A 22,867-nucleotide genomic window follows, 5' to 3' on the forward strand; every position below is an offset into this window, starting at 1 on the left:
GTTACACTCACGCGAGATGTGTTCCTGCGGTCGTATCGCCGTCCGGACAGGCAGGGGCGGGAGTGAATTCGGCCGCTATTCGGCCCGCATCCGGCCCGTATCCGGCCAGTAGGCATGGGGAAGGCCGTCGGAAGGTCTGCTTGCCCGGCCGCCTTCCGTCTCTCCGCCGGAGCAGTACAGCGTGTTGATTTTCCGAGTCACGAGTCGATGACGGTTGGTGCGAAAGTGGAAACGGTGGAGCGGATACGGGGAACGTGGTTCAGCCGAATACCCTCGGACCGTCATGTATCGGATTTTGCCGCCGCGTTCAGGAAGCGCCTGCCTGGCCCACGAGCCATGGGCTGGACCCTGACCGCGGTATTTTTTGTGGTGTACACCGTGGTGTCCGTTCTTCGGAACGACCGCATGCTCAATGCCGGGTACGACCTGGGAATATTCGAGCAGGCGATCCGTGCCTACGCGCACGGCCAGGCTCCGATCGTGGAGCTCAAGGGCCCGGGTTTCCCTCTCCTCGGAGACCACTTCCACCCCATCCTGGCGCTCATCGCCCCCATTTACCGGGTCTTCCCCAGTGCCGTCACGCTGCTCGTGGTGCAGGCCGCGCTGATGGCGCTGGCCTGTCTCCCGCTCACCCGCTGGGCGCACCGGGCCGTCGGACCGCTCACCGGCCTGGCGGTGGGCTGCGGGCTGGGCGCCTCGTGGGGCCTCGCCGCGGGAGTCACCAAGGACTTCCATGAAATCTGTTTCGCGGTACCGCTTCTCGCTTTCAGCGTCACCGCGCTCGGTCAGCGGCGCTGGTGGGCGGCGACCGCCTGGGCGCTCCCGCTGCTTTTGGTGAAAGAGGACCTGGGACTCACCCTTGCCGCAATCGGTGGCTATATCGCCTGGCAGGGACTACGCGAGCGCCGCCAACACCCCACGGCGCGGCGAGGATTCCCGTTCCTGCTCGGCATCGCGGTCGCTCTCCTCGGCGTGTTGGGCACGGCGGTGGAGATTCTCGTTCTGCTGCCCGCAATGAATCCCCGCGGCGGTTTCGACTACTGGCATCAAATGCCGGGTGAGGCATCGCCGTCCGGCGGCCTCGCCGGCCTCGCGTCCGCCGGGTTGCACCTGCTCTGGCCGCCGATGAAATGGCTGCTGCTGTTCATGCTGGCCGCACCCACCGCATTCTTCGGCCTGCGCTCCCCGCTGACGCTGCTGTGCGTGCCCACCCTCGCGTGGCGACTGCTGGCCGGCAACGAGCACTACTGGCAGCCGAATTTCCATTACAACGCGATCCTGATGCCGATCGTATTCGCCGGGCTCATCGATGTGCTCCACCGGCGGCCGGATGTGGTGCCGCCCCGCAGACGCCGGAAGATCCTGGCGTTCTCCGCCGCCTTCACCGTGGTCACGGCCGCGGTCTATCCGCTCCACGACCTGGTCCTCCCCTCGGCCTGGCGGACCCCGGCCCATGTCCGTACGGCGGAGCGCCTGCTGGCCCGTATTCCCGACGGGGACACCGTCGCCTCCTCGAACCGGCTGGCCCCGATGCTGACCGGACGTGTCACCGTCAGCCTGGTCTGTTTCGGCACCGGCCCCGACCCCGCCGCACCGACCGCACTCCCCGCCGATCCGCCGCGCTGGGTGGTCTCGGACCGCCACGACCCGACCGTCAAAACCCCCTGTCCGGTGGACCTGACCCACCGCATGCTGCGTCTCTACCGCGCCCACGGCTACGTCCAGGTCGCCGAGGAGGACGGCATCACCCTTCTGCGCAGGCCGTAACGTCCGCGCCGGTCCTTCCCGGGTCGCTACGGGCGCGCCCGGCCGGCACGGCGGGTCGCCGGAAACCGGCCTCACGCACGCTTCTTGACCCAGGCCACCAGCGCCGCGAACCCCAGACACAGACCGACGACCGCCTTCGCCGCCAGCCTCGCCGACAGCCACCCGAATCCGGGGGTCCACCAGCCGACCCACCAGGCCACGCTCAACACCAGGACACCGGCCAGCAGTACACCGCACACGAACAGCCCGACCCGGACTGCCTGACGGCTACGCCACTCGTTCTTCTCCCCCTCGCTCATGAGCCCGACTATATGGGGGGCGTCACCGCATCCACGCTGCTCATGGAGCACGCGGCGACAACCTGCCAACGTGCCGTCCAGCCCCCTGATGGGGAGACGTCCTTTAGGGGCACTGCCGCCCGACGACCACCCCGGTTACCACAGGCCCAGTTTCTTCGGCCCCCGATTTCGGTCCAGACCGAATAGATGGTGCGGCCCGGGCACCCCGGGCAAACTGCCTGACGCGACGGCAGTACAGCCCTTCGCGCCGCATACGGCCGGGGTCTGCACGGCACGTCACGCCACCGGATCACTAGGGGGAACACCATGCGAAAGTTCACCAAGGCCGCCGCCGCTCTGGCGCTCGCCGCCGGCGCCCTGACCACGGTCAGCGCCACCAGCGCCAACGCGGCCCAGGCCGCGGGCAGTCTGCACGGCTGTCCGTCCGGCGCCGTCTGCGTCTACCCGCAGAACGCCGGCTGGAACGGCGACCGCCCGTCGCTCGCTTTCTACAGCTACGGCGCCCACAACCTCAACAACCAGGTCGGGCAGCACTACGTCCTGAACAACCAGACCGGGGGCGCGACGGCTCGCACCTGCACGGGCTACAACGGCACGGGGGACTGCCAGGGCTACCTCCAGCCCGGCTACTACGTCGACAAGAACCTGACGCCGATCAACTCGATCCTCCTCGTCCGGCCGTAGTAACAGCCGGACACCGCACCACGGTCACTCGGGCCGGCCCCTGCCAGGGGTCCGGCCCGAGTGGCGTTTCACCTGCGGGGAAGCCGCCCCGACGCCGACGGGAGGGAAGCGAGGGCCGGGAAGGTGCGGTCCCACTGGGGCTCTCTCTCACGGTGCGATCGCCGAACCGCTCCAACCGAGAGGCGATCTCTCGGGCCCGGACTGCTTACTTCAAGCCGACTATGACTTCCGGTCATGCAGGACCGGGTCCCCCGGAGTTCGCCGTCATGTCATGACCCGGTACCCGGCGCACCGGAGTCTCAGAGGGCGGTTCTTCCTGGGGCAGCGCGGCCCCAGCCGCCACTGCCGCACCATCGTGGCCCTCCGGTTACCCCGTACCGACGTTCCCGGCCGAGTAACTGAACCGTGACCATGGGTAGTGGTCCGGCTCTCGACAAGTGGCCGGTAAAGACTGTCCCCGAATCAACCTTTAGGCAATCATGGATCACGACCGAACGCCGGGGTGGTCATCGTGGCTCACCTGGAGGGTGGATATACGTTCAGCGATTTGTCTGCCTTCACCGGGGGAGAGGCCTGTAGGTTTCTTCGGTCCTGTCCGATTCCGGGTCTCATCTTTTTCTCGACGCAGTGCGGTGCGCGGGGAGAGTGAGTGACCTTCTCTCGGCCGCGGGTTGAGATCTGCTTCCCGTGAGTCCGAACGATTCTCGTCGTACGAGGTGGATGAATTCGCGGGAGAGCTCTCGCGTTTTTTCGGCAGGGCCGCCACGATGGCTCGCGAAGAGTGATCAAGCGCAATCGAAGACGTCGTAAGGGCATCTATCCAGTGGATCGGTGCGTCAATTTTGACCATCTTATTGACCACGATCCACACCTGTGTGAACTGGGGTGAAGCAAGATGACGACAATCACGGCAACTGCACTTCACGATCAAGTCGCGTCGCTCATGGACGAGCTGGACCGGCACCCGGTCTACGACAACGACTACTTCACGTTCCTGAAGAACTCGCCATGGAACAGCGCCACCTACGACTTCCACCGGGCGAACTTCTTCCAGCGCACCGAGGGCACGGTCAAGGGCATCGCCCACGTGTGCGCCCAGGCGGCAGCCAACGACGATCGGGACACGCTGGTCCTGTTCTCCTTCATCCTCAACGAGGAGGCCGGGAACGGCGAGGCCGCCCATTGCCATGAGGTGTTGATGGAAAACGCCCACAACTTACATGGCAAGGTGGAGTTCGGCCTGGCGCCGTTACTCGTGAAGGATGCGCGCAACAGCGACCTGGTCATCCCGGAGACGTTCGCGTACCGCGAGCGCACCCGGGAGCTGCTGGGCGCCAACTACCACCGCATGCTGGGCGTCGCGATGGCCCTGGAGTCCCACGCCGACAGGATGCTTCAGGTCTGCCGTACGGCGTTCCGCAACAGCAACAACAAGCAGCCGGAATCCGAGTTCGTCAACAACGTCGAGATCTACTTCAACGTCCACGTCGGCGATGAGGGCGTCGAGGAACGCCATGCCGCCGACGCGAAGAAGTGCGTCCAGAACAACTGTCGCACCGACGCCGACGTCGCCGAGATCGCCTACGGCGCGAACGAGACGCTGAAGATACAACAGGAAATGTGGAACGCGATGCACAAGGCCGTCCGCAAGTTGAATTCCTAGCGGGGAGAGGTGACTCGGCCGACCGTGCAGAAGAATCGTGGCATATCCGATGCCGTTCTGAGCATTCCAGAATCGGTGACTCACGGAACCGCGGCGAAGATCGTCGCGCTCAACAAGGTGCTCCCCGAGGACGAGCAGATCATCGACCTCAGCATCGGCGCGCTGGACACACCGACCGATCCCCGGATCGACCGAGGTGTGACCGAGTTCGTGGAGAAGCAGTCCGGCACGATTCATGCCTTTGCGCCCATCAAGGGGTTTCCGTTCCTGCTGGAGTCCGTGGCCGCGCGTGTGGCTCGCCTCCACGGAATCGCGTACGACCCGGACCGTGAAATCATGGTCACGCCGGGCGGTGTGAAGGGTTCGATTTCGGTACTCTTCCATGCCCTGCTGAACCCGGGCGACGAAGTCGTGATCCCTGTCCCCAACTGGCCGCACTACTCGGACATGGTGCGGCTGCACGAAGCCATTCCGCAGACCGTCCTGGTCACGGCGCAGGACGGCCTTACGGCGCCGGCTCTTGAGGGTGCGCTCTCGGAGCGAACCAAGATTGTCGTGCTCGGCGACTGCATCAACCCGACGGGCAAGGTCTATTCGACCGAGGAATTGTCGGCGCTGGCCGAGGTCGTCGCCCGGCACAATGCGCGGCGCGAGTCACGCGGCGAGAGCCCGGTCCATGTCCTGTTCGACTCTCCCTACGAGGCTCATATCGTGGGGGCCCGCGCCAAGACGTTTGCCGCCCTCGATGTTCCGCTCGCCGACGGCAGCCGCTGCTCCATGCGGCCGTGGACGCTGTCAGTGACCGGACCGGGCAAGACGTACGGCATGCACGGCGATCGGATCGGTTACCTCTGCGGTCCGCCGGACATCGTGGACGCGGCGGCGCGCGCACAGGTCAACCTCACCTCGTTCGCCTCCACTTACGGGCAGATCGCGACGCACATCGCCTTGCAGCCGGAAATGGACGAGGTGGCGGCCGCCAGGGCGAAGGCGGCGCGGACCAATCTCCAGACCATGCTGCGCGAGCTCGAAGCCGTCCCCTCGTTGAAGATCAGCCCTGCCCAAGGGGGCTACTTCCTCTTCGTCGACTTTTCGAGCTACGCCGACGCCTACCAGAAGCAGGGCTACAGCAAGGCCGATCAGTTTCTGCTGGACGAGGCGAAGGTCGCCACGATCTGCGGCAGCCATTTCGCGGAGGGCCACTCCCTGGATCACCTCGTGCGGATCAACTGCGGCCGGACGGGTGCGCTCGTGAGCAAGGCCGGCATACGTATCAGGCGCGCCCTCACACGCTTGGAGTCCTGACCTGAATGCCAAGATGAGGGGCAGCATCACCTACTGCATCATCGGCACAGGTTTCGCAGGCACCTGCGCGTTGTGGCATGTGGTGCAACGACTCACCGATCCACGCCGTAGGCCCTCGCTCTCCCCCTCGGCCGTCACGATCGTCACGGTGGAGCGGGGGCCGGTGAACGGGCCGGGATATCCCTACGCGAAAGACAACGTCCAGCTTGCGCACCGGTGCAACAACGAGGCGAGCACCATGGGGATCCATGGCAATGATTTCGTCGACTGGCTGGCCGAGAGCAAACCATGGCTCATCAGGGATCATCCGGAGCTGGTCCTGGAGACCCACCCCGGCATCGAGCTCAGTGAATGGCAGCCCGACAACGGCGAGTTCTATCCGCGTGCGTTGTTCGGCCGGTATCTCGAAAAGCGGTTCCAGGAGGCCGTCGAGCGGGCCCGTGCGCATGGCATCGACACTCAGCAGTACGTGCGCCACGAGGCCGTCGACGGCTGCGCGACGGAGCAGGGTTTCGCCCTCTCCCTCCGTAGCCTCGATACCGACCACGAGTTCACCGTGGACGGGATCGACCGCGTCCTGCTGAGCACCGGTCACTGGCAGTCCAAGGCGACCGACCCGCTTTCCGGAGAGGGTGGATACCTCACCTCGCCCTATCCGCCGGACGCGGTGAATTCCGCCGTCGCCGAACGCGTCCGGTCGCGACGCGCACGCGGCGAGCGGCCCCGTGTGTTCGTTCAGGGGATGGGCCCGAGCGGCATCGACGCCATCATGACCTTGTGCGGTGACGGCGAGTTCACCTACACCGACGACGGTCACATCGCGTCGTACCAGCCGGCGACGCGGGCCGGCGAAGAGCCGTTGCACATTGTCGCCGGATCGCGCAGCGGGTTCTTCTCTCCCGTTCGGGGGCCGCTCGCACCGTACGAGCCGCGCCATCTCACGGAGGAGCGCCTCGCGGAGATCCGGCGCGAACACCAAGGGCATCTGAAGATCGAGCGCATTCTGGAGCTCTTGGACAAGGACCTGCGCCGGGCAACTGCGGGGGCAGTGGGCTGGAACGACATCAAAAACCCCCGCTATCACTCCGCCAAGGAAAAACTCACGAGCGATCTCCGGGACTCGTACACCGGCAACCTCGTCTACACCATTGCCTTGAAAGCGCGGAGGATGCGCTTCTACAACCAGCTCGAAGCGTCTGACAAGGCTACGTACGACCGTCTGCTCGACACCCACTTCATTCGGACGGCCGTGCCGATGCCGTCCGCCAACGCGGAAAAGCTCCTTGCTTTGATGGACGCCGGAGTATTGACGACCGTCAAGCAGGGCTATGACGCGCCGCACACAGCAGTGGGGGAAGACGGTGATTTCCGGATCGCCCACCGGACCGACGAGGGCCGGCAGTCGACCCTGCGGGCGGACTGCGTGATCCGGGCCAGCGGGCAGGACTTCAGCATGGAGAACCATCCGTCACCGTTGGTGCAGAACCTTCTGCGGCGAGGCGAGATCGTCCCGCACGAGGAAGGGGGATACGTCACGGGCGGCATCGCGCTCGACGCCCACGGCGGGTATCGGGTGCTGAGGCGGACGGGCGGCGGGTGCGTTCCGTCGCCGTATCTCACCTCCTACGGTTCGCCCGTCAGGTTCTGGCAGCACGAACACAATTTTGCCGGCGCATTCGTCGAGGCGGCCGAGCGGGTTGCCGACGAGTGGCTCGACGCCGCGGCGTCCGTCACCGCACGATCCGCCGTCGTCGACGGCCCCGGGTTGGTCACCAGCGAGACAGGGAGCTGAACAATGGAGATGAAAGAGTTCCATTATCAGGACGGCCTGCGGGTCAGCCTGTTCAATCTCGACCACAAGGCTGTCCCCTATCACTTCCATAATGAAGTGTCCGATATGATGTATTGCTCACGGGGTCAGATCACGATCGAACTGCCGGATACGGACGAGGTGTTCACCGTCCATCCGGATCAGGTGTTCCAGGTTCCCCACCCGAGCAAGCACAGGTTCGTCAACGGCGCACCTGTCGGAACGCCCTCACGTTACGTCCTGCTCCAGATCGGCGATTTCGACATCAATTTCGTCCCGGCCGCCAAGGACATCGCGGGGCAGTTCGCCGAGCGCACCGCGACGCAGGTCACGGGCGGTGCCGTCTATATCCAGGATCGCAAGAGCGACATCAGCAAACTCGCCGATCACTTCGAACAGGACAAGCCCGAGGTCCTGGACTCGGAGGAGCAGGCCGACGTCGTGGCGGCACTGCGGTGCTTCGCCTCCCGTGGGTTGGAGACCGCGCACCCGCGGAGTGGCCGTAACTCTTGACCGACACGGCCCTGCTCTCCTTCGACGTGGCCACCGTCACGTTGATTGTTCTGACGTTCTTCGCGGGTGGGTTGATCAAGGGTTTGACCGGGCTCGGCCTGCCGCCCGTCGTCCTCGGGATTCTCGCCGCGACGGTCGGGATCCACCCCGCGAAGGCGCTGATTCTCATTCCGACGTTTCTGACCAACGTGCTTCAGGCGTCGCGCGGTGGTCACGGCCGGGAAGCCGTTCGGCTCACATGGCCGTTTCTCCTGGCGGCCACGCTCTTCACCGTCTCGGGTGCGTTCACCCTGAGCTACTTCCGGGCCGATGTGATGTCCGCTCTGCTCGGCCTGGGGCTCGCGGTGTACGGCTTGCTCGGGCTGTTCAAGCTCCGGGTGAACATCAGAGACAGATGGTGGCACCACCCCGCGGGTGTGGTCTTCGGAGCCACCAACGGCTTCCTCACCGGAATGACCGGCTCGTCAGCCGTCCCAGGAGTCTTCTATCTGCAATCCATAGGGCTGCTGCGCGACCAACTGGTGCAGAGCATGGGGATCCTCTTCACGCTCTCCACCGTTGGCCTGGCATGGTCGCTGCGGACGCAGGACCTGCTCAGCATGAATCTCGGCGTCATGTCGGCCGCCGCCTTGGCCCCGGCATTTCTCGGGATGTCGGTCGGCAACCGGATTCGCCAGAGGATCTCCGAGGAAAAGTTTCGCACAGTACTGTGTGTCGCCCTGTTGCTCCTCGGCCTGTATGTCGCGGTACAGAGCCTGGTCGGCTGATGAGGCTTCATGAAGCAAGGAGAGGACCCACCATGGATCACGGTCTCGCCGAACTGCTGGGTGAGCTGGAGGAATTCGGCAGTACCAACGATGCGGCGACGGACGACCGAAGCCGGAAGATGCTGAACATCACGCACGACACCGGCGTGTTCCTCGCGTTGCTTGTCAAGGCATCCAAGGCCAAGAAGGTGCTGGAGATCGGGACGTCGAACGGCTACTCGACGTTGTGGCTCGCCGATGCCGTGGGCGAGGACGGCACGGTCACCACCATCGAACAGGCACCTCACAAGCGCGCGATGGCCGAGCGGAACTTTCAGCGGGCCGGGCTCGGTCCCCGCATTCAGCAGATCGAGGACGAGGCCGGCCGATTCATCGCGACGTGCGAGGCGGGCGAGTACGACTTCATTTTTCTGGACAGCGATCGCGGACAGTACGCCGACTGGTGGCCCTCGCTCCAGCGGATCCTCGCGGACGGCCACCTGCTCGTGGTCGACAACGCGATCTCCCACGCCCACCAGATGGAGGATTTCAACCGGCTGGTCGCGGCCTCGGACGGCTACCTCAGCTCCCTTTCCCCGATCGGCAAAGGCGAGCTGGTGATCCTGAAGGAGGACGCGTAACGGGCCCCTGCTACAAGAGATTCCCCCACCCTCTGAGGCAGTCGTGAGCTCTCGCGCGCATCCTTCGCCTTGCGCGTCGCACGAGGCCCTCTCAACGGCTGCTCAGAGCCAGTCCCGCCGCTTGAAGATGAGGTACAGACTGGTGCACACAATCGCCATCAGAACGATGGCGAAGGGGTATCCGAGCACCCAGTGCAACTCCGGCATGCTGTCGAAGTTCATGCCGTAGATGGTCCCCACCAGGGTGGGCGCGAACAGGATCGCCGCCCAGGAGGAGATCTTTTTGATCTCCTCGTTCTGTTCGAAGCCCGCCTCGGCCAGGGCCCGCATTTCGGCGTTCTGCTGTTGGTTCACCAGCGTCGCGTTGACGGTGAGGATGTCCTGGAGCGCCTGCCGGAAGCCGTCCACGCGGTCCGTGGTGTGCAGTACGTGGTCGGCCACATCGCGCAGATAGCGGCGGAGTTCCTCGTCGATGGCGTACTTCTCGAAGCCCGCGGTCAGGCCCTCCAGCATGCCGTTCAGCGGGCGGGTGGCGCGCTGGAACTCCACGACCTCGCGGGAGAGTTCGTAGATGCGGCGGGAGACCCGGGGGTCACCGCCGAACACCTCCGTCTCGATCTCGTCGATGTCGTTCTGGACGCCGGCGACGACCGGCTCATAGCCGTCGACGACGGCGTCGAGGATGGCGTAGAGGACGGCTTCGGGACCGCGCTTGAGGAGTTCGGGGGTGTTCTCCATGCGCCTGCGTACGGCCGTCAGGTCGGGGGCGCCGCCGTGCCGCACGGTGATCACGAAGTCCCGGCCGACGAACACATGCAGCTCGCCGAAGTCGACCTCCTCCGGGTCGTCGAGATAGCGCGCGGCGCGCAGGACGACGAAGAGGGTGCCGCCGTAGCGCTCCAGCTTCGGCCGCTGATGCGCCTCCAGGGCGTCCTCGACGGCGAGCGGGTGGAGGTCGAACTCCGAGGCGAGTGTGAGCAGTTCGTCGCGGCTGGGGCGGTGCAGGCCGATCCAGGCGAGGGTGCCGGAGGTGGCGCGCTGCTGCCGGAAGGCCTCGGCGAGCGTGTCATGGGTGCTGACGCGGCGTCCGTCGCGGTAGAGGACGGCGTTGATGACGCTGCTGGTGGTTTCGGCCGGTGGCTCCGCCGTGTCGGAGTCCTCCGTGACCTCGGGGGGCGGGGGCCCGGCGGGCCGCTTCTTGGCGGGCTTGCGCAGGCCGCGCAGACCACGCGGCCGCCGGCCGGGAGGCTCAGAGCCCACGACAGCACCAACCTCCGTCACAGTAGGGATGAACAGGCACACAGAATCTCGACGGAGGATATCTGCCGCGGATGTCGGAACAGGTCAGCGGCCATGGTGCAGGATGGAACGGGGCGTGGCGCGGCGTGTGTCGCGTCCGCCGAGCTTTGTATGTTTATCTCTAGAATTGTGCGATGCAGATACCGCAGACAGCCAGCGCTCTCCCGGGTGAGGTGATTCGGTGAACGGCCCCGATGCCACCGACGAGCAGTGGGAAGGGCTGGCCGAGGTCGTCCCGCTCCGCGGCAGCAGTGGATGGCCTTCCTGGCCCGACCACCGTGCCCTCCCCGAGGAGGAGCCGGCACAGGAGGCGCGGAGGTTCATCGTCATCCGCGTCCAGACCTTCGCGGACGCCCGTGAGGTCGCCGAGTACTTGATGGCGCAGATCCCGGTCCTGCTGGACCTCAGCAGCGCCGACAGCGATGTCGCCAAGCGCATCCTGGACTTCTCCAGCGGAGTCGTCTTCGGACTCGGCAGCGGGATGCACCGCGTCGACACCAATGTCTTCCTGCTGGCCCCGGTCGGCACCGAGGTGGCGGAAGAGGCGGTCGGAACTGTCCCCCGTTCGTAGGAAGAGCTGTTAGGCGTAACGGTTCTCCGGGTGGGGCGCTGCATAGCGTCCCTGCATGAATTCCGACAGTGTGCGACCGGCGGTCACGGAGTTACGGCTGTCCGCCTTCAAGTCCCATCGCGGCGTCACCCTGCCGCTCACCCCGCTCACCCTGCTGAGTGGCGGGAGCGGCAGCGGCAAGTCCAGTGCGCTTCAGGCGTACGAAATTCTCGCCAGGCTCGGCAGCGGGGAGTCGCTCGCACGGGCAGTGGGTGAGGTGGCGGGCAGCCCGACGGCATGTGTGCCGGCCGGGGCGCGTCCCGACGAACAGGGGCGCCGCGGTTTCCGTATCGGGTGCACGGTCGACGGCCCGGCCGGTCCCGTCAGCCTCGATCTCGCCGTACAGGCCGAGCCGGAACTGCGCATCGTCGGTGAGCGGTTGACCGGCGGCGGCGAGACCCTGCTGACCACCGCCCTCACCGACCCCACCCGCCCCGCGGTCCAGGCCGCCTGGCATACCGCGGGCGCGACTCCGGTGACCCGCGCCCCGCTGCCCGACGACCGGCTCGGCACGTCTCTGCTGCCGTTGCGCGTCGCGGGCAAGACGGCGGGGCAGCGGCTGGTGCTGGCCGCGGCGGAACAGGTCGTGGTCGCGCTGCGGTCGGCGTTCGTGTGCGACCCGAGGCCGGAGGTCATGCGCGGAGCGAGGGCGGGCGGCCTGGGTGCCGCGGCCGGTGAGGGTGGCGGAAGCGGTACGGATGGTGGGGGTGGTGCGGGGCGTGCTGCCGGGGTTCGTGGGAACGCCCGAGGCGGGGGCTCGGGGGCCGGGCGCGGGAAACCGGTGAGCGGCCCGGGGAAAGCGGGAGGGTCCGGCGGGGCGGGGGCGGCAGGAGGAGCTGCCGGTGTCTGGGGTGCGGGGCGCAAGGGGAGCGGAGGCGCCGGTGGGGCGGGCGGCTGGGGCCGTGAGGCGGGGGAGCCGCGCGACGAGGGGCGGTTGCGGTCGGCCTGCGACAATCTGCCCACGGTGCTGCACCGTACGAGCCGGGAGTGCGCCCGGCGGCATGCGGTGCTGGTCGCGTCCGTACGGGAGGCATGTGCCGGCCCCGTCGAGGGGCTGCGTGCGGTGCCGCGGCAGCCCGCCGAGCCGGGAGAAGGGGCCGCCGCCGGTCCTGGGGCGGAGGGACGCGGTGGTTCGGCAGGTCCGCAGGCCGGGTCGGGGGCAGTGGGTGCGGCTGGTGTGCGAGCCGTCCTGGACCGCGGCGAACTGGGGGAGCTGCCCGTCGAGCAGCTCGGCGATGGCGAGCTGCGGTTCGTCGCGCTGGCGCTGGTACTGCTCACCGGGCCGGGTGTGCTGGCCATGGATCCGGTCGGGGAGGTGCCGTCGGCCCATCAGCAGATGACGGTGATGGCGGACGGGATGGATCGCTGTATGGACCGCAGACAGGCACGTGAGCTGGTGTCGCTGGCCGTACGGATGGCCGAGCGCGGGCATGTGCGGCTGCTGGGGACGGTGCGTGACCCCGCGGTCGCCGAGGGGCTGCCCGGCGTACAGGTGCTACACCTAGAGGCATGAGTGAGGATCTTCAAGCGCTACAGCGACGCCTGGCCGAGTTCGCGGCCGCGCGGGACTGGCAGCAGTACCACACGCCCAAGAACCTGGCCGCGGCGCTCAGCGTCGAGGCCGCTGAACTCGTCGAGATCTTCCAGTGGTTGACGCCGGAGGAGTCGGCGAAGGTGATGTCCGACCCGCGGAAGGCCGGCCGGGTCGAGGACGAGGTCGCGGACGTACTGGCGTATCTGCTCCAGTTCTGCGAGGCGCTGGGGATCGACGCCCTGGCGGCGCTCGCCGCGAAGATCGAGCGCAATGAGTCGCGCTTCCCGGCGGTCCGCTCGGCGCGGCCCGACCGGCCGCGGGAGGGTGAGGAGTAGGGGCGAGGGGGCGTAGCGGCGGGCGGGGGCCGGCGGGGGGCTGCGGGGCGGGGGCGGTCGGCCTCCGCCCCGGCGCTCTTCGGCCGTGCCTGTCGATCGCCGGCGGTTCCTGGGTGCCCCCTTCGGGCGTTTCACGTGACTTGTGCAGGGGGTGTGACGGGTGGGGACATTGTGGTGCGAGGGGATGGAGCGGGGGTGCGGGCGCGCTTTGTCACTCTATGGAGTCATGGATCTTTCCACATCGCCTTGCTTGTCCACAGATTTGCGAATTCCCCTGGCTTTTTTGGGTGTTCACCCTCACTCTGGGTAGTGGAAAGAGTGCAGGGTGCATGCGAATGATGAGGGAAGGAGGGAGCGGATGGACGCGGTGCGGATCATTGCAGCCAGTCGGCGCGGTCTGGCGGAGGCGCACACAGTGCAGGGAGTGATCGTCGAGGCATGGCAGGCGCAGGCCTTGGCGGAGGCGGTCGGCAGCCATCTCGCGATATTCGGGCCGTACGAAGTGCGGTCCAGAGCGCGAGGGTTGGGCGACGCGGGCGGGCGGTTCAGCGGGGGACTGCTGTGCCCGGCATCGGTCACCGGCGGGCTGCGGGCGGCGCAGCTGTCTGAAGTATGCGATGTCAAAGAGGCGTTAACCGGCCTGTGCCGGCTGCTGCGAGAAGTATGCGAAGCACTGGTGGGCGTGGTGCTGCTCGCCGACGAGGAGGGGATGTACTGGACCTGCGTCGAGGCGATGGACACGGTCGACGAATCGAGAGATCGCGTGGCCGGAATATTGGAGAGGCTGGAGGTGCGCGACCGGAATCCTGCCTGAAGCAGAGAGAACACAGACTCGACCGCCTCCGTGCGGCAGGAATGCGCTTGGCGGTGCTTCACCGACGGCGTGCCGGGGACGATCACGCCCACACGCCACAACCCCCACACCCCACGCCCTCGCCCCCACGCCCCCGTGTCAGGCCACGCCACGCCCCCGCGCGCGCTCGCCGTCACGCTTGCTTCCCCCGCTGCGGTTGGCCCGTCTCGTCCACGACCGGCATGCCATCGCCACCGCTATGCCACTGCCACCCACCCTCACAGCCCAGGCCACTGCCACACAGGCCACTGACCCCAGGTCGCTGCCACCCCGCTGCTCGCCTCGCCCATGTCGCGGTGTCGGGCGTCCGGAGTCGGCGTTCGGGCCCGGGCCCGGGCCCGGGCCCGGGCCCGGGCCTCGGCGTTCGGTGTCCGTGTTGCCCGCACCGGACCAGCCGGTCACTGTGCCGCGCCGCGCCTTCCGTCGCCACTGCCGGCACCGTCCACGCGGGCAGGGGTGGCCCGACCTGACCCGACCCGATCCGATCTGACCCGACCCCAGTGCATCGATGTGCCTCTGACGATTGGTTCGCCGTTCGGCGTGCAGGATGGAGGTATGGAGCTACGCATCTTCACCGAGCCCCAGCAAGGGGCCTCCTACGACACCCTTCTGAAGGTCGCCAAAGCTACCGAGGACCTTGGCTTTGACGCTTTCTTCCGCTCGGACCACTATCTCCGTATGGGCAATGTCGACGGGCTGCCCGGTCCGACGGATGCCTGGATCACGCTGGCGGGCCTGGCCCGTGAAACCAAGCGCATCCGTCTCGGGACGCTCATGACGGCAGGCACCTTCCGGCTGCCGGGTGTGCTGGCCATCCAGGTGGCGCAGGTCGACCAGATGTCCGGCGGCCGGGTGGAACTCGGCCTCGGCGCGGGCTGGTTCGAGGAGGAGCACAAGGCATACGGCATTCCGTTCCCCAAGGAGAAGTTCGCGCGGCTGGAGGAGCAGCTGGCGATCGTCACCGGCCTGTGGGCCACCGAGGCAGGAAAGGAGTTCAGCTACGACGGGACCTACTACCAGCTGGAGCGTTCGCCCGCGCTGCCCAAGCCCGCCCAGGGCAAGGTGCCGGTGCTGATCGGCGGACACGGCGCGACACGTACACCGCGGCTGGCGGCACAGTACGCCGATGAGTTCAACATCCCCTTCGCCTCGCTCGAAGACAGTGAGCGCCAGTTCGGACGGGTGCGGGCGGCCGCTGAAGCCGCCGGGCGGAAGGGCGATGAGCTGGTGTACTCCAACGCCCTCGTGGCCTGTGTCGGCAGGGACGATGCCGAGGTGGCGCGACGGGCCGCGGCCATCGGGCGCAACGTGGACGAACTCAAGGCCAACGGCCTGGCGGGCTCGCCCGCCGAGGTCGTCGACAAGATCGGGCGGTACGCCGCCATCGGTGCGTCCCGCGTCTACCTCCAGATGCTGGACCTGGATGATCTGGACCACCTCGAACTGATCTCGGCGCAGGTGCAGTCGCAGCTGGGCTGACGGCAGAGCTGATGTCCGGGCTGACGTCCGTCCGAACCGACGTCTGAGCTGAAGTCGGGGCTGACGTCCGTCTGGGCTGACATCCGGGCTGACGTCCGTCCTTGAATTGACGGCCGGGCTGACGGCCGGCGGCGCTGTCGGAAAAGCGGTGTGGATCGAGGCGTACTCCCGCAATACTCGGACGCGTGTTCCTGACGATAACCACCACCGGCAGCGCCGACCGTCCCGCGACCGACCTCGGATTCCTGCTGCACAAGCACCCTGACAAGGCGCAGCAGTTCTCGACGTCGCACGGCACCGCACACGTCCTGTACCCCGAGGCTGACGCTCAACGGTGCACGGCGGCACTGCTGTTGGAGGTCGATCCCATTGCCCTGGTGCGCCGGAGCCGTGGGAAGGGCCATGCCGGCGCTCCGGATTCGGCGCTGGGCCAGTATGTGAACGACCGGCCGTACGCGGCGTCCTCGCTGCTGGCGGTGGCGCTGCGAAGCGTCTTCGCGAGCGCGATGAAGGGGCAGTGCACCGCACGGCCCGAGCTGGTGGCGCAGACGCTGCCGTTGCGCATCGAGGTGCCGGTGCTGCCGGCCCGGGGCGGCTCGGAGCTGGTGCGCAAGCTCTTCGAGCCGCTGGGCTGGAGGGTGCAGGCCGAGCCGCTGCCGCTGGACGAGACGTTCCCGGAGTGGGGCGACTCGCGCTACGTACGGCTCGTACTGGAAGGGGAGTGCAGGCTCGCCGAGGCGCTGCGGCATCTGTATGTGCTGCTGCCGGTGCTCGACGACGCCAAGCACTACTGGGTCGCCCCGGATGAGGTCGACAAGCTGCTGCGGGCCGGCGAGGGCTGGCTGGAGAGCCACCCGGAGCAGCGGGTGATCGTCGGCCGCTACCTTGCGCGGCGGTGGTCGCTCACCCGCCAGGCCATGGAGCGGCTGGAACTGGAGCGGCTGGCCGAGTCGGATGACGTGGCCGCAGAGGAGATCGACAACGCGGTGGACGAGGAGGCGGACACCGAGGAGAAGCCGGTGCCGCTCGCCGTCCGGCGGCGGGAGGCGATCCTCGCGGTGCTGCGCTCGGCCAAGGCGGCGCGGGTGCTCGACCTGGGGTGCGGACAGGGGCAGTTGGTCGGTGCGCTGCTCAAGGAAGGGCAGTTCACCGAGGTCGTCGGGGTGGACGTGTCGATGCGGGCGCTGCACGAGGCGCGGCGCCGGCTGCGGCTGGAGCGGATGCCCGAGCGGCAGTCGGAACGCGTACGGCTCGTACAGGGGTCGCTGGCGTACACCGACAGCAGGCTGAAGGGGTATGACGCGGCGGTGCTCAGTGAGGTCGTCGAGCATGTGGATCCGGCGAGGCTGCCGGCGCTGGAGTATGCGGTGTTCGGGTCGGCCAGACCGCGGACGGTCGTGGTGACGACGCCGAACGTCGAGTACAACGTGCGCTGGGAGTCGTTGCCGGCCGGCCGGGTACGGCATGCGGATCATCGCTTCGAGTGGACACGCGAGGAGTTCCGGCAGTGGGCGCGGGAGGTCGCCGCGCGACACGGCTACGAGGTGAGTTTCGCCCCGGTGGGCCCGGACGACCCCGAGGTCGGCCCGCCCACCCAGCTCGCACACTTCCGTATGGCCGGTGAGGACGACGGCAGCCGCCGTGCAAGCGGCCGTAGCCGTGAAGACAGCGGTAGTGGAGAAGACAGCGGCAGTCGTGAAGGCAGCCGCAGCCGTGAAGGCAGCGGTAGCCGTGCAGACAGCCGCAGCCGTGAAAACGGCCGGAGCTGGGCCGACAGCAGTAGCGAAGACAGCGCCGGCAGCGAAGGCAGCGCCGGCCGTGAAGGCAGCGGTGTTTCGACGACCGGGAAGGAGGTCGCGGCATGACGGAGGACGGCCGTACGGAGTACGGGGACGAGAACCAGCACACGCACGAGGACCGGCAGGAGAGCGGGACCCAGCCGCCTCGCGAGCCCGCGCCGCAGCCCCGTTCCGAGCTCGCGCGGCGCATGCTCGCCGTGCCCGATCTCTCGCTCGTGGTGCTGATCGGAGCCACCGGTTCCGGCAAATCCACCTTCGCCGCCCGGCACTTCCGGCCGACCGAAGTTCTCTCCTCCGACTTCTGCCGGGGGCTGGTCAGCGACGACGAGAACGATCAGAGCGCGAGCGGCGACGCGTTCGAGGTGCTGCACTTCGTCGCGGGCAAGCGGCTGGCCGCGGGGCGGCTGACGGTCGTGGACGCCACCAATGTGCAGTCCGAGGCGCGCGCCCAGCTGGTGCGGCTGGCCCGGGAGCACGACGTACTCCCGGTGGCGATCGTCCTGGACGTCCCCGAGCAGGTCTGCGCCGCACGCAATGCGTCGCGCGCCGACCGGGCCGGGCTGCCACGCCGGGTCATCCAGCGCCACCAGCGTGAACTGCGCCGTTCCCTGCGCCACTTGGAGCGCGAGGGCTTTCGCAAGGTGCACGTCCTGCGGGGCCAGGAGGAGGTGGAGTCCGCCGAGGTCGTCACGGAGCGGCGGTTCAACGATCTGCGCCATCTGACCGGCCCGTTCGACATCATCGGCGACATCCACGGGTGCCGTTCCGAGCTGGAGACCCTGCTCGGCAGGCTGGGCTATGAGCTCGCGCGCGACGCACTCGGCCGGGCCGTGGACGCCGTGCACCCCGAGGGCCGTACGGCAGTCTTCGTCGGCGACCTCGTCGACCGCGGGCCGGACAGCCCCGGGGTGCTGCGTCTGGTGATGGGCATGGTGGGAGCCGGGCATGCGCTGTGTGTGCCGGGCAACCACGAGAACAAGCTCGGCCGTTACCTGAAGGGCCGCAAGGTCCAGCACACCCATGGGCTCGCCGAGACCATCGAGCAGCTGGACAAGGAGGATGCCGGCTTCCGGGCCGAGGTGGGGGAGTTCCTCCGCGGGCTGGTCAGCCACTACGTCCTGGACGGTGGCGGCCTCGTGGTGTGCCACGCGGGACTGCCGGAGAAGTACCACGGCCGGACGTCGGGCCGGGTGCGGTCCTTCGCGCTGTACGGCGACACGACCGGCGAGACCGACGAGTTCGGGCTGCCGGTGCGCTACCCATGGGCGGAGGACTACCGTGGCCGCGCCGCCGTCGTCTACGGCCACACCCCCACCCCGCGTGCCGCCTGGCTCAACAACACCCTCTGTCTGGACACCGGCTGTGTCTTCGGTGGGGCGATGACCGCGCTGCGCTGGCCGGAGCGCGAAATGGTGGACGTACCGGCGGAGCGGGTCTGGTACGAGCCCACCAAGCCACTCGCGACCGAGGCGCCCGGCGGGGCGGACGGCCGTCCGCTCGATCTGAACGATGTGGCGGGGCGGCGGATCGTGGAGACCCGGTACATGGGCCGGCTCGCGGTCAAGGAGGAGAATGCCGCGGCCGCGCTGGAGGTGATGAGCCGCTTCGCGATCGACCCGCGGCTGCTGCCGTACCTCCCGCCGACGATGGCGCCGTGCGCGACCTCGGCGGAGGAGGGCTACCTGGAGCATCCCGCGGAGGCGTTCGCCGGGTACCGGGCGGACGGTGTGCGGGAAGTGGTCTGCGAGGAGAAGCACATGGGGTCTCGGGCGGTGGTCCTGGTGTGCCGCGACGAGACGGTGGCCGAGGAGCTCCCCCATGGCGCTGAAGGCAGGGGAGGTGGTGCCCCCGTCGGGCTGCCGAAGGGGGCGTCGGGCGCCCTGTACACGCGTACCGGCCGGCCGTTCTTCGACGACCCGGAGACGACCGAGCGCATTCTGCGCCGGGTGCGGGACTGCGCCGAGGAGGCCGGTCTGTGGGCGGCGCTGGAGACCGACTGGCTGCTGCTGGACGCCGAGTTGATGCCGTGGTCGCTGAAGGCGACCGGTCTGCTGCGCAAGCAGTACGCGGCCGTGGGCGCGGCGTCCGGGGCGGTGTTCCCGGACGTGCTCGGCGCGCTGGAGGCGGCGGCCGCCCGAGGAGTCGAGGTCTCGCCGCTGCTCACCCGGCAGCGGGACCGGGCCGCGGACGCCGCCGCGTTCACGGAGGCGTACCGGCGCTACTGCTGGCGCGTCGGGACGGATCCGGCGGACGGCGCCGATGAGTCGGGTGCGTCGAGTGCGTCGAGTGCGTCGGGTGGGTCGGACGCCGAGGCGGCACCGGACGCGCCGAACACCTCAGAGGCGTCCGGCGGATCGGACCGCTTTGCCGGGCTCGGTGAGCTGGACGGTGTCCGGCTCGCGCCGTTCCAGATCCTCGCGGTGCAGGGCCGCAGCCTTGCCGGGCTGGCGCACACCGACCAGCTGGCCCTGATCGACCGTCTCATCGCGGCCGAGGCCGCGGTGGCGGCCCGGGACGGCGCGAGGGCCGGGGGCGGCACGGGCCGGCCCGGACTGCTCGCCACGACCCGGCGGATCATCGTCGACACCGAGGACGAGGCGTCGGTCGCGGCCGGTGTCGCCTGGTGGCTGGACCTGACCGCGGACGGGGGCGAGGGCATGGTGGTCAAGCCCGTACAGGCGCTGATACGGCAGGGCGACGGACGACTTGTCCAGCCCGGCGTCAAGTGCCGTGGCCGCGAGTACCTGCGGATCATCTACGGGCCCGAGTACACCCGCCCGGAGAACCTCAGGCGTCTGCGCGTACGTCATCTCGGCCACAAGCGCTCACTGGCCCTTCGGGAGTACGCGCTCGGCCTGGAGGCGCTCGACCGGCTGGCGGACGGCGAACCGCTGTGGCGGGTGCACGAGGCGGTCTTCGCGGTGCTCGCGCTGGAGTCGGAGCCGGTGGACCCACGGCTGTAGACGGGCAGAGGGCGGCGAGGGGAGGGGGCGGGGGACCGCCGCCCCCGACCCGACATCCCCCGACTCCCTCCGCCGAGCCGTCCGAGCGGCCAAGATGGGTGGATGGGATTCCAAGTCGACTCCGAGGCCGGGCGGCTGCGCCGGGTCATCCTGCACCGCCCCGATCTGGAGCTGAAGCGGCTCACGCCCTCGAACAAGGACGCCTTGCTCTTCGACGACGTGCTGTGGGTGCGCCGGGCGCGGGCCGAGCACGACGGGTTCGCGGATGTGCTCCGCGACCGGGGGGTGGAGGTGCACCTCTTCGGGGATCTGCTGGCCGAGAGCCTCCAGATCCCCGAGGCGCGGACGCTGGTCCTGGACCGGGTCTTCGACGAGAAGGAATACGGGCCGCTGGCCACCGACCATCTGCGGGCGGCCTTCGACGAGCTGCCGGTGCCGGAGCTGGTCGAGGCGCTGGTCGGCGGCATGACCAAGCGAGAGTTCCTGGAACGTCATGCCGAGCCGACCTCGGTCCGCTTCCATGTGATGGATCTCGACGACTTCCTGCTGGGCCCGCTGCCCAACCACCTCTTCACCCGCGACACCTCCGCCTGGATCTACGACGGGGTCTCGATCAACTCGATGCGCTGGCCGGCCCGGCAGCGCGAGACCGTGCACTACGAGGCGATCTACGGCCACCATCCGCTCTTCCGCGACCAGGACTTCCATGTCTGGTCGGAGGGGCAGGCCGACTTCCCCTCGACCATCGAGGGCGGCGACGTCCTGGTGATGGGCAGTGGCGCGGTACTGATCGGCATGAGCGAGCGGACCACTCCGCAGGCCGTGGAGCTGCTGGCGCGGGGGCTGTTCGCGGCGGGGTCCGCGCGCACGATCGTGGCGCTCGACATGCCCAAGCGCCGGGCGTTCATGCATCTCGACACCGTCATGACCATGATCGACGGGGATACCTTCACCCAGTACGAGGGGCTGGGGATGCTCCGCTCGTACACCATCGAGCCGGGCTCGGGCGACCAGGACCTCAAGGTCACCGATCATCCGCCGGAGCATATGCACCGTGCCATAGCGGCCGCCCTGGGCCTGTCCGACATCCGGGTGCTGACCGCGACCCAGGATGTGCACTCCGCCGAGCGTGAGCAGTGGGACGACGGCTGCAATGTGCTGGCGGTGGAGCCGGGCGTGGTGGTGGCCTACGAGCGCAATGTCACCACGAACACCTTTCTGCGCAAGCGCGGCATCGAGGTGATCACGATTCCGGGGAGCGAGCTGGGCCGCGGGCGCGGCGGGCCGCGCTGTATGAGCTGTCCGGTGGCGAGGGACGCGGTGCCCGGGGCAGCCTGAGCGTGCACCCGGATCCGTTCGTGGAGCGTGACGCCGATCCGTGACGCTGTATCCGTGACGCTGGAGTGGTGCAGGAGGAGGTGCCGGCCCGTGCAGAGCCGAGGGCTTCGCATAGAGATGCGTCGGTGCGTATACACTTCCAGGATTCGAGTCCGTCCCGACTGCCGCGAACCAGGAGCCCACCCATGGCGATAGACCTCACGGGCCGCCACTTCCTCAAGGAGCTGGACTTCAGCGCCGAGGAATTCCGCCGACTGATCGACCTGGCGGCCGAGCTGAAAGCGGCCAAGCGTGCCGGTACCGAGGTCCCTCGCCTCCAGGGCAGGAACATCGCCCTGATCTTCGAGAAGACCTCGACCCGGACCCGCTGCTCCTTCGAGGTCGCGGCCGCGGACCAGGGCGCCTCGACCACCTACCTGGACCCGTCCGGCTCGCAGATCGGGCACAAGGAGTCGGTCAAGGACACCGCCCGGGTCCTGGGCCGGATGTTCGACGGCATCGAATTCCGTGGCAGCCGGCAGTCCGACGTCGAGGAGCTCGCGGCCCACGCCGGAGTGCCCGTCTTCAACGGACTGACCGACGACTGGCATCCGACCCAGATGCTCGCCGACGTGCTGACCATGGTCGAGCACGGCCACGGCCGCCCCCTGACCGAGACCGCCTTCGCCTACCTCGGCGACGCCCGCAACAACATGGGCAACTCCTACCTCGTCACCGGTGCCCTGCTCGGGATGGACGTACGGATCGTCGCGCCGAAGCAGCTGTGGCCGGAGGAGACGGTCGTCGCCCGGGCGCGGGAACTCGCCGGGACCAGCGGCGCCCGCATCACGCTCACCGAGGACGTCGCCGAGGGTGTGCGCGGCGCGGACTTCGTGACGACCGACGTCTGGGTCTCCATGGGCGAGCCCAAGGAGGTGTGGGACGAGCGGATCGCGCTGCTCGCCCCGTATGCGGTCACGATGGACGTGCTGCGCGCCACCGGGAAGCCGGAGGTGAAGTTCCTGCACTGCCTGCCCGCGTACCACGACCTCGGCACCGCGGTCGGCCGGGAGATCCACGCCCGGCACGGGCTGTCGTCCCTGGAGGTCACCGACGAGGTCTTCGAGTCCGCGCACTCCGTCGTCTTCGACGAGGCGGAGAACCGGATGCACACCATCAAGGCGGTGCTGGTCGCGACGCTCGCCCGGTAAGGACGGCGGCCACGGGCCGGCGGGGCTGCGGGCCCACCG

19 protein-coding genes are annotated in these 22,867 nt (G+C 68.3%); 17 read left to right on the plus strand and 2 right to left on the minus strand.

What is annotated here, in order from left to right:
* The first annotated feature begins 336 nt into the window (after positions 1 to 336).
* A complete protein-coding gene (locus M8I34_RS03430; RefSeq protein ID WP_250047815.1) occupies positions 337 to 1,767 on the plus strand; it encodes a DUF2079 domain-containing protein in 1,431 nt (476 codons plus the stop codon).
* A gap of 71 nt (positions 1,768 to 1,838) precedes the next feature.
* Here the strand turns inward: M8I34_RS03430 and M8I34_RS03435 are convergent, their stop codons facing one another.
* The gene (locus M8I34_RS03435) at positions 1,839 to 2,066 is read right to left on the minus strand and encodes a hypothetical protein (RefSeq protein WP_244418263.1); all 228 of its coding nucleotides are present in this window, start codon (positions 2,064 to 2,066) and stop codon (positions 1,839 to 1,841) included.
* 306 nt (positions 2,067 to 2,372) lie between these two features.
* On the opposite strand from M8I34_RS03435, the gene M8I34_RS03440 reads away from it, so the two are divergent.
* The 7 genes from M8I34_RS03440 to M8I34_RS03470 all read left to right on the plus strand — a co-directional run bounded on the left by M8I34_RS03440 (position 2,373) and on the right by M8I34_RS03470 (position 9,428).
* Complete coding sequence (locus M8I34_RS03440; protein WP_030991829.1) at positions 2,373 to 2,750, plus strand: hypothetical protein; 378 nt, start codon at positions 2,373 to 2,375, stop codon at positions 2,748 to 2,750.
* An 895-nt stretch (positions 2,751 to 3,645) separates the two neighbouring features.
* A complete protein-coding gene (locus M8I34_RS03445) occupies positions 3,646 to 4,413 on the plus strand; it encodes an iron-containing redox enzyme family protein (RefSeq protein WP_250047816.1) in 768 nt (255 codons plus the stop codon).
* Between the two features lie 24 nt (positions 4,414 to 4,437).
* Positions 4,438 to 5,718, plus strand: a complete 1,281-nt coding sequence (locus M8I34_RS03450; RefSeq protein WP_250047817.1) for a pyridoxal phosphate-dependent aminotransferase — start codon at positions 4,438 to 4,440, stop codon at positions 5,716 to 5,718.
* Positions 5,719 to 5,731: 13 nt separating this feature from the next.
* Positions 5,732 to 7,510 (plus strand): FAD/NAD(P)-binding protein, encoded by a 1,779-nt coding sequence (locus M8I34_RS03455; RefSeq protein ID WP_250047818.1) that lies wholly within the window; start codon positions 5,732 to 5,734, stop codon positions 7,508 to 7,510.
* A gap of 3 nt (positions 7,511 to 7,513) precedes the next feature.
* Positions 7,514 to 8,041 (plus strand): cupin domain-containing protein, encoded by a 528-nt coding sequence (locus tag M8I34_RS03460; RefSeq protein WP_250047819.1) that lies wholly within the window; start codon positions 7,514 to 7,516, stop codon positions 8,039 to 8,041.
* Positions 8,038 to 8,808 (plus strand): sulfite exporter TauE/SafE family protein, encoded by a 771-nt coding sequence (locus tag M8I34_RS03465; protein WP_250047820.1) that lies wholly within the window; start codon positions 8,038 to 8,040, stop codon positions 8,806 to 8,808. Before M8I34_RS03460 ends, M8I34_RS03465 begins: the two co-directional genes overlap by 4 nt.
* A 32-nt stretch (positions 8,809 to 8,840) precedes the next feature.
* Complete coding sequence (locus M8I34_RS03470; RefSeq protein WP_250047821.1) at positions 8,841 to 9,428, plus strand: O-methyltransferase; 588 nt, start codon at positions 8,841 to 8,843, stop codon at positions 9,426 to 9,428.
* Between the two features lie 102 nt (positions 9,429 to 9,530).
* Here the strand turns inward: M8I34_RS03470 and M8I34_RS03475 are convergent, their stop codons facing one another.
* Positions 9,531 to 10,688, minus strand: coding sequence for a magnesium and cobalt transport protein CorA (locus M8I34_RS03475; RefSeq protein ID WP_250047822.1), 1,158 nt, complete (start codon positions 10,686 to 10,688; stop codon positions 9,531 to 9,533).
* A gap of 220 nt (positions 10,689 to 10,908) precedes the next feature.
* Here M8I34_RS03475 and M8I34_RS03480 point away from each other — a divergent pair, with 220 nt between their 5' ends.
* The 9 genes from M8I34_RS03480 to argF all read left to right on the plus strand — a co-directional run bounded on the left by M8I34_RS03480 (position 10,909) and on the right by argF (position 22,828).
* Complete coding sequence (locus tag M8I34_RS03480; protein WP_250047823.1) at positions 10,909 to 11,298, plus strand: cell division protein SepF; 390 nt, start codon at positions 10,909 to 10,911, stop codon at positions 11,296 to 11,298.
* Positions 11,299 to 11,353: 55 nt separating this feature from the next.
* Positions 11,354 to 12,850, plus strand: coding sequence for a biotin transporter BioY (locus M8I34_RS03485; protein WP_250047824.1), 1,497 nt, complete (start codon positions 11,354 to 11,356; stop codon positions 12,848 to 12,850).
* Positions 12,847 to 13,206, plus strand: a complete 360-nt coding sequence (locus M8I34_RS03490) for a nucleotide pyrophosphohydrolase (protein WP_250047825.1) — start codon at positions 12,847 to 12,849, stop codon at positions 13,204 to 13,206. The genes M8I34_RS03485 and M8I34_RS03490 overlap by 4 nt, the downstream gene beginning before the upstream one ends.
* 358 nt (positions 13,207 to 13,564) lie before the next feature.
* The gene (locus M8I34_RS03495) at positions 13,565 to 14,020 is read left to right on the plus strand and encodes a DUF6099 family protein (RefSeq protein ID WP_244418234.1); all 456 of its coding nucleotides are present in this window, start codon (positions 13,565 to 13,567) and stop codon (positions 14,018 to 14,020) included.
* Positions 14,021 to 14,614: 594 nt separating this feature from the next.
* The gene (locus tag M8I34_RS03500) at positions 14,615 to 15,538 is read left to right on the plus strand and encodes an LLM class F420-dependent oxidoreductase (RefSeq protein ID WP_250047826.1); all 924 of its coding nucleotides are present in this window, start codon (positions 14,615 to 14,617) and stop codon (positions 15,536 to 15,538) included.
* Between the two features lie 185 nt (positions 15,539 to 15,723).
* Positions 15,724 to 17,403 carry a 3' terminal RNA ribose 2'-O-methyltransferase Hen1 gene (locus M8I34_RS03505; protein WP_250047827.1) on the plus strand — a complete coding sequence of 560 codons (1,680 nt, stop codon included), beginning with the start codon at positions 15,724 to 15,726 and terminating at the stop codon, positions 17,401 to 17,403.
* 122 nt (positions 17,404 to 17,525) lie between these two features.
* Entirely contained in the window at positions 17,526 to 20,300 is a 2,775-nt protein-coding gene (locus tag M8I34_RS03510) for a polynucleotide kinase-phosphatase (protein WP_250047971.1), read from the plus strand.
* A 102-nt stretch (positions 20,301 to 20,402) separates the two neighbouring features.
* Positions 20,403 to 21,638 (plus strand): arginine deiminase, encoded by a 1,236-nt coding sequence (locus M8I34_RS03515; RefSeq protein WP_250047828.1) that lies wholly within the window; start codon positions 20,403 to 20,405, stop codon positions 21,636 to 21,638.
* A gap of 185 nt (positions 21,639 to 21,823) precedes the next feature.
* Positions 21,824 to 22,828, plus strand: coding sequence for an ornithine carbamoyltransferase (gene argF / locus M8I34_RS03520; RefSeq protein ID WP_250047829.1), 1,005 nt, complete (start codon positions 21,824 to 21,826; stop codon positions 22,826 to 22,828).
* Positions 22,829 to 22,867 lie beyond the last annotated feature (39 nt).

It is taken from the genome of Streptomyces sp. MCA2, assembly GCF_023544705.1.
Classification (GTDB): Bacteria; Actinomycetota; Actinomycetes; order Streptomycetales; family Streptomycetaceae; genus Streptomyces; species Streptomyces decoyicus.

Coding starts and splice junctions, on each gene's coding strand:
- M8I34_RS03430 (WP_250047815.1), top strand. CDS start 337: ATGGGCTGGACCCTGACCGCGGTATTTTTTGTGGTGTACACCGTGGTG.
- M8I34_RS03435 (WP_244418263.1), bottom strand. CDS start 2,066: ATGAGCGAGGGGGAGAAGAACGAGTGGCGTAGCCGTCAGGCAGTCCGG.
- M8I34_RS03440 (WP_030991829.1), top strand. CDS start 2,373: ATGCGAAAGTTCACCAAGGCCGCCGCCGCTCTGGCGCTCGCCGCCGGC.
- M8I34_RS03445 (WP_250047816.1), top strand. CDS start 3,646: ATGACGACAATCACGGCAACTGCACTTCACGATCAAGTCGCGTCGCTC.
- M8I34_RS03455 (WP_250047818.1), top strand. CDS start 5,732: ATGAGGGGCAGCATCACCTACTGCATCATCGGCACAGGTTTCGCAGGC.
- M8I34_RS03460 (WP_250047819.1), top strand. CDS start 7,514: ATGGAGATGAAAGAGTTCCATTATCAGGACGGCCTGCGGGTCAGCCTG.
- M8I34_RS03470 (WP_250047821.1), top strand. CDS start 8,841: ATGGATCACGGTCTCGCCGAACTGCTGGGTGAGCTGGAGGAATTCGGC.
- M8I34_RS03485 (WP_250047824.1), top strand. CDS start 11,354: ATGAATTCCGACAGTGTGCGACCGGCGGTCACGGAGTTACGGCTGTCC.
- M8I34_RS03490 (WP_250047825.1), top strand. CDS start 12,847: ATGAGTGAGGATCTTCAAGCGCTACAGCGACGCCTGGCCGAGTTCGCG.
- M8I34_RS03495 (WP_244418234.1), top strand. CDS start 13,565: ATGGACGCGGTGCGGATCATTGCAGCCAGTCGGCGCGGTCTGGCGGAG.
- M8I34_RS03500 (WP_250047826.1), top strand. CDS start 14,615: ATGGAGCTACGCATCTTCACCGAGCCCCAGCAAGGGGCCTCCTACGAC.
- M8I34_RS03510 (WP_250047971.1), top strand. CDS start 17,526: ATGCTCGCCGTGCCCGATCTCTCGCTCGTGGTGCTGATCGGAGCCACC.
- M8I34_RS03515 (WP_250047828.1), top strand. CDS start 20,403: ATGGGATTCCAAGTCGACTCCGAGGCCGGGCGGCTGCGCCGGGTCATC.
- argF (WP_250047829.1), top strand. CDS start 21,824: ATGGCGATAGACCTCACGGGCCGCCACTTCCTCAAGGAGCTGGACTTC.